This is a genomic window from Rhodomicrobium udaipurense JA643 (assembly GCF_000636015.1).
Lineage (GTDB): Bacteria > Pseudomonadota > Alphaproteobacteria > Rhizobiales > Rhodomicrobiaceae > Rhodomicrobium > Rhodomicrobium udaipurense.
In genome coordinates this window covers 1-4,272 of the sequence record NZ_JFZJ01000183.1, presented here as the reverse complement: position 1 = coordinate 4,272, position 4,272 = coordinate 1, and the positions used below count along the sequence as shown (strand labels likewise).

The window sequence follows — 4,272 nt, the reverse complement described above, 5'->3', positions numbered from 1 at the left end:
CGACGCGAAGCCAATCGGCTGGCGGCTCGATCGTCCGCAACTGATATTCCACCACCGCGGTGTCCGCGTCGGAAGCGTCGCCCTCGCGTGCGATGACGCGCTCGCGCAGGATGTCGGGTCCGGCGTCAAGCCATACGCCGAGGAACCCGGCGCCCGCCCGCTGCGCGACTTCATGAAGCCGACTGCGCTGGATCGCTTCCGGGAACACCGCGTCGAGGATGACCGAATGCCCGCTGTCGAGCGCAACTTCCGCCTTCTTGATGACGCGGCGATAGACTTCATCGCGGCTTTCCGGCGTGTAGGTTGCGCGCGGCAGGCGATGCGTGAGTTGAACGCCATGCATGCTCTTGCGTTCGACGTCCGTGCGGATATGAAGCGCACCGGGAGCCGCGCCGATGAAGGGCGCCGCCTCGCGCGCGACCGTCGTCTTTCCCGTGCCCGACAGGCCGCCGATTGCGACAAGTCTCGGCTGGCCCGGCGAGATAACGGCGGCTGCGAAGGCGGCGTATTCGCGCACCTCACGAAAAAGCCGGTCGTGATCGCTCGGGGCGCAAACCGCCAGCGCGTGAATTCCCGTCATCGCGCGGATGGCCGAGCGGAATGACAGGAACAACGGAAGCAGCGCGAGCCCCTTCACCTCGCTGATCGCCGCCATTTCGAGGTAATGGTTGAGGATAATATTCGCCTGGAGTTTCAGCCCGCGTTGCCACAGGTCCATCAGCAGAAAGGCCAGATCGTAGAGCACGTCGATGGTCGAAAGCCGATCGTCGAATTCGAGCGCGTCGAACAACGTCGGCTTTCCGTCCCAGAGCACGATGTTCTTGAGATGCAGGTCGCCGTGGCAACGCCGCACGAACCCCTCGCGCTGCCGCGCTTCAAGAAATGCGAAATTTTCGTCGAGTTCGCGCCGCAGCTTCGCGATGTAGGGGCAAACTCCCAACCCGTGCGATTGCGCCCCCGGGCCGCAAAGTGTCGCCTCCAGCGTATCGGCGACGCCGCGCAGCGACCGTGCGAAGCCCGAGTTCGTCACAACGGAGGCGTGGCGGTGGAAATGCTCGACGGTGTTGGCGAGATCGACGGCAATCGCGCGGTCGAAGCGGCCATCGCGGGCCAGCGCATCGAGCAGGAGAGTCTGATCGAAACGGCGCATGACCAGCACCCAGTCGACCGTTTCACCGGGACCGCCAAGCGCCAGCGCGCCATTCTCGCGCCGCGTCACGGGCTGGATCGACAGGTAAAGCTCGGGCGACGCATGGGAGTTGATGCCGAACTCGCGCGAGATGATGGCGTGGCGCTTTTCGAGCGTCGAGAAGTCGAGATAGGGGAGCTTCACCGCGCGCTTGAGCTTGTAGGCGCGATCCCCGGCAAGAAAAACGATGGCTCCATGGGTTTCAACCCGCTCAACCTCGGAAACGCCGTAGGTTTCAGGCTCGCAAAGAAAGGCGATGACGGCTGCCTGACCGGCGCTTTCCGCGTTGCCGTGGTGCTGCATGGAGTTCGACAAGGAGGATCGGCTCCCTTTCAATGACTCCGGCCATCATCTTCGCGTTCACGCCCTCGCGCAACGGGAATTGCTCGCCGGATGCGCGGCGTTTTCCGCTCCGCGGCGGCGGCGAAGTTGCGGCGGGCATTCCTCTCAGGCAAAAAGAAAGGCCCCCTTGGTGGGGGCCTTCGTTTCGGCGGTAAGGGTACCAGCCTACTTGAGCGGCGCGTAGACCGGCGCCTGCGAGAGCTTGTAGTTGACGCCGAGCTTGACGGTGTCGACGGTGAAGCTGTCCTTGAACAGACGCCAGTTGTTGTAGTCGACGTCCCAGTCGTTCCAACGACGGTTGTTGTTGTTGTCGAGTTCGAAGTCGTAGTGCAGGTACTCGACCTTGACCGACCAGTTCGGATTCAGCAGGAATTCGAGACCGCCGCCGATCGTCCAGCCGGTGAGCGTGTCATCGTAGGTGTGGCTGGAGGTATAAGTACCATTAGGATCATCATCGATAGAAACAACCGTCCTGACCTTAAGCTCCGGCTGAATCCAGGCAAAGCCGCCCTTGGCATAGAGCAACGTGTTGCCCCAAGCGTAACCCAGACGTCCCGTCACGTCGCCGTAGAAGCCGCCTTCCGACTTCACGTTGACTACGGCGGTGCTGTAGGCGCTAGAAAAAGTGACGTCGTTGTAGGTCGTCGCAAGGAACGTGCGCTCGTTGTCGCTGCCGAGACCGCCGATGTCGACTTCGATACCGAGAACGAAGTTACCGCCGGTCTGCCAGTTATAGCCGAACTGGCCGCCGCCGAAGGCGCTCTGGTCGTTCAGGTTCTTGCCGCCGAAGGTGGCAAAGCTGAGATCGCTGTCGTCGTAGCCGTCCCAGTACTCGTTCTTGCGCGTCTCAAGCTGCGTCCAGGCCGCGCCGAGATGACCACCGAAGTAGAAGCCAGTCCATGTCGGAGGAACGACGATGATCGGAGCGTCCTTCATGCTGGTCGGAGTGTAGATGTCAGCAGCGTTAGCCTGGGCAGCGATTGCAAGCGTGCCGAGGGCCACAGTGCTGGCCAGAGCGAATTTCGTGAGAGTCATGTCTCTCCTCTTTCCCCGCGAGTTGTAACGTCATATATGATGAACTCAACTGAGGATTGTGATCGCACGACCTTTTTCTAAACTCAAGGTTGTCTGATATTACAGGCACACTTTTTCAGAGCCGCCGAGATGGGGCATCCTTCAAAATTCAATTATTTCAATGGTTTATCGGCATGTGTGGCAAAAACCTGTTGAAAAACTGCAACAGTTTTCGCACCACCAATACTTGCGATAGGTTGTATAGGTGCCAGATTTGGGGCGCTGCGGCAAGTCGAAGGACGAATCGTCCCTCGACTTTCGAGTCGCCAGCTCACAATTATTGAAGGAAACGTGTCGTTTTCAGTAGGCGTTTTCGGTAAAGACCGGGCGCACGTCGCCACCCCATTCGAGATGATAGCGCCGGAGCAGCACGTCCGCCTGTGTGAGTCCGCTCTCCAGAATGTCGTGAAGCGGCTTCAGGAAGGAGCTTTCGTCTTTGAACCCGTGCTCGCGAGCGCGCGAGGCAAGGCCCGCTTCGGCGATTGCGACCGTGGCGCTGGCCAGATCGCGCACCGTGCCGCGGCGAAACGGCGTGGCAAGGCCGAGGCGTGGAACGTCGTCGCGGAGTTGCTGACGCTCTTCGTCCGTCCAGTCCTTCACGAGATCCCACGCCGCATCGAGCGCGGACTGATCGTAGAGGAGTCCGACCCAGAGCGCGGGAAGAACGCAGAGCGTCGCGTGCCAAGGGCCGCTGTCGGCGCCGCGCATCTCAAGGAAGCGCTTGAGGCGAACCTCGGGGAAGATCGTGGTGAGGTGGTCGGCCCAGTCTTCGATGGTGGGCTTTTCGCCCGGCAATTGCGGCAGCTTTCCTTCGAGGAAGGCGCGGAACGATTGGCCCGTCGCGTCGACATATTTGTGATCGCGCCGCACGAAGTACATCGGCACGTCGAGCGCGTAATCGACGTAGCGCTCGTAGCCCATGCCGTCCTCGAACGCGAAGGGCAGCATCCCGGCGCGCGCGTTGTCCGTATCGAGCCAGACGGCGCTGCGGAAGCTCAGATACCCGTTGGGCTTGCCTTCGGTGAACGGGGAATTGGCGAAAAGCGCCGTCGCGATGGGCTGAAGCGCGAGCGAGACGCGCATCTTCTTGACCATGTCCGCTTCGCTTGCGAAGTCGAGGTTCACCTGCACGGTGGCGGTGCGGTACATCATGTCGAGGCCGTAACGACCGACCTTCGGCATGTAGTCGGTCATGATCTTGTACCGGCTTTTCGGCATGCGCGGCGTTTCGGCTATGGTCCAAAGCGGCGAAAAGCCGAGCGCGAGAAAGGAAATTCCGAGCGGATCGGCGATTTCCTGCACCTGATCGAGATGCCGACCGACTTCCTCGCAGGTTTCGAACAGCGTTCTCAAGGGCGCACCGGAAAGCTCGAACTGTCCGCCCGGTTCAAGCGTGATGGAGCCGCCGGAACAATTGGCGGGCGCTTCGAGCGCGATCACTTTTTCGAGATCGTACACCGGCTGCCAGCCGAAGCGTGCCGCGAGGCCCTGAAGAAGCGCCGAAATCCCAGCATCGCCTTCGTAGGGCACCGGCCGCAACGTGTCGCGGTAGAAGGGAACCTTTTCGTGCTCCGAGCCGATGCGCCAGTCGGCCTTCGGCTTCTCGCCCTTGGCGATTTCCGCCACAAGTTCATCGCGGCTTTCGATCGAAGGCGCTTTATCGTTGT

At 61.2% G+C, this 4,272-nt stretch carries 3 protein-coding genes; all 3 read right to left on the bottom strand.

Going from position 1 to position 4,272, the window contains the following annotated elements:
- Positions 1–1,504, bottom strand: a 1,504-nt coding sequence (locus tag T281_RS16370) for a bifunctional aminoglycoside phosphotransferase/ATP-binding protein (RefSeq protein ID WP_155955318.1), incomplete at its 3' end; no start/stop codon positions are given.
- 192 nt (positions 1,505–1,696) lie between these two features.
- Positions 1,697–2,566, bottom strand: a complete 870-nt coding sequence (locus T281_RS18025) for an outer membrane protein (protein ID WP_081796870.1) — start codon at positions 2,564–2,566, stop codon at positions 1,697–1,699.
- 339 nt (positions 2,567–2,905) lie between these two features.
- Positions 2,906–4,252 (bottom strand): glutamate--cysteine ligase, encoded by a 1,347-nt coding sequence (locus tag T281_RS16360; protein WP_037242001.1) that lies wholly within the window; start codon positions 4,250–4,252, stop codon positions 2,906–2,908.
- Positions 4,253–4,272: the final 20 nt, after the last annotated feature.

Coding starts and splice junctions, on each gene's coding strand:
- T281_RS18025 (WP_081796870.1), bottom strand. CDS start 2,566: ATGACTCTCACGAAATTCGCTCTGGCCAGCACTGTGGCCCTCGGCACG.